This window comes from Streptomyces ossamyceticus (genome assembly GCF_001418475.1).
Classification (GTDB): Bacteria; Actinomycetota; Actinomycetes; order Streptomycetales; family Streptomycetaceae; genus Streptomyces; species Streptomyces ossamyceticus.
Genome location: NZ_LIQX01000450.1, coordinates 1 through 1713, shown reverse-complemented (window position 1 = coordinate 1713; position 1713 = coordinate 1). Strand labels below are relative to the sequence as shown.

Genomic DNA, 1713 nt, shown 5'->3' with positions numbered 1-1713 from the left:
CGGCGAGCCGGGACCGCATGACGGGCCCGTCCGGAAGGTGGTCGGCATGGCCGGGCGCCTGCGGGTCCACGTGGTGAAGGGGCGCCCGGCCATGCCGACCACCTTCCGGACGGGCCCGTCATGCGGTCCCGGCTCGCCGAGGTCGTCACCCGGCTCGCCGGGCGCACCGGTCGTCCCCGAGGTGTCGTCGCCGCCGAGTGGTTCCTGCGCTACCTGGAGCAGGTCGTGCGGCCCGTGCTGTGGCTGGACAGCGAGGCCGGGATCGCCCTCGAAGCCCACCAGCAGAACACCCTCCTCCTGCTGGACGCCGACGGCTGGCCCATGGGCGGGCGATACCGCGACAACCAGGGCTACTACTTCCGCGAGTCCCGCCGTGCGGACCTCGACGCCCGACTGCCCGGCATCGGTGAGCACAGCGACACCTTCGTCTCCGACGAGGTCACCGACGAGCGGTTCGCCTACTACCTCGGCATCAACAACGTGCTCGGTCTCATCGGTGCGTTCGGCTCGCAGGGCCTTGCCGACGAGCGACTGCTGCTTGCCGCCTTCCGGCGCTTCCTCACCGATGTCGCCGCCGGCCCCGCCCGGCTGGACTCCCCCTTGCCGGCCCTGCTGCTCGACTCACCCGTCCTGCGCTGCAAGGCAAACCTGCTGACCCGGCTGAACGGCCTCGACGAACTCGTCGGCCCGGTCGACACCCAGTCCGTCTACGTCACCATCGCCAACCCCCTCCACCGCTGACCCGATCACTGTCGACTCCCTTCACGCCCCGAGGAACATGACCCACCCCATCCCCTGAGAGGAGCGTCGCGTGCCTCCCACCGATGCGAGCACCACATCCGGCACCGACACGGGCACCACCCGGGCCCCCAGCAACGAGGACACACTGGAACTGCGCCTGTCCGACGACCTGGCCGCGTTCCTCGCGGAGGACGCCGACCCGGACGGTGGGGGCACCGACCCGGGCGGGGCGGGACTCTCGGGCACAGGGGAACTGCTGGATCACCTCGCCGACTGGAGACCCGCGGTCACCCCCGTCGGCACGCTGCGCCTCCTCCCCGTCCGCCTCGAACGGGACCTCCCGCTGATCACCCGCTGGATGAACGACTCCGCCGTGGCCTCGTCCTGGAGACTCGCCGGACCTGAGGAGGTGACCGCGAACCACCTCCGGGCCCAGCTCGACGGGGACGGTCGCAGCGTGCCCTGCCTCGGTGTGCTGGACGGCACCCCCATGAGCTACTGGGAGATCTACCGGGCGGACCTCGACCTCATCGCCCGCCACTACCCCGCCCGCCCCCACGACACAGGCGTCCACCTCCTCATCGGTCCGGTGGCCGACCGGGGGAGAGGTCTCGGCTCCGCCCTGCTCCGGGCCGTCGCCGATCTCGTCCTGGACAACCGTCCTTCCTGCGCCCGCGTCGTCGCGGAACCCGACCTTCGCAACTTCCCCTCCGTCTCCGCTTTCCTCACCGCCGGTTTCCGGTTCTCCGCGGAGGTCGACCTGCCCGACAAACGGGCCGCCCTCATGATCCGGGACCGGCTGCTGCGCGATCTGATGTAGATCCGATGTGCTCCTGCTGTGACGCCGTCATTCCTGGTACACCGCCCGACCCGATCCGGTTCCCGATCGGACCGGACGAAATGACGACCACGCCGAGCAGCGCCCGCTTCCCTCCCTCTCCCCACCGAAGAGAACCCCTCTTGAACCCGCCC

1 protein-coding gene and 1 pseudogene are annotated in these 1713 nt (G+C 70.7%); both read left to right on the top strand.

Going from position 1 to position 1713, the window contains the following annotated elements; genetic code table 11:
* Window positions 1–114: 114 nt before the first annotated feature.
* Window positions 115–741: pseudogene (locus AOK15_RS29035) on the top strand (IucA/IucC family C-terminal-domain containing protein); the annotation flags it as partial.
* Between the two features lie 70 nt (window positions 742–811).
* Window positions 812–1561 carry a GNAT family N-acetyltransferase gene (locus AOK15_RS29030; RefSeq protein ID WP_055521311.1) on the top strand — a complete coding sequence of 250 codons (750 nt, stop codon included), beginning with the start codon at window positions 812–814 and terminating at the stop codon, window positions 1559–1561.
* Window positions 1562–1713: the final 152 nt, after the last annotated feature.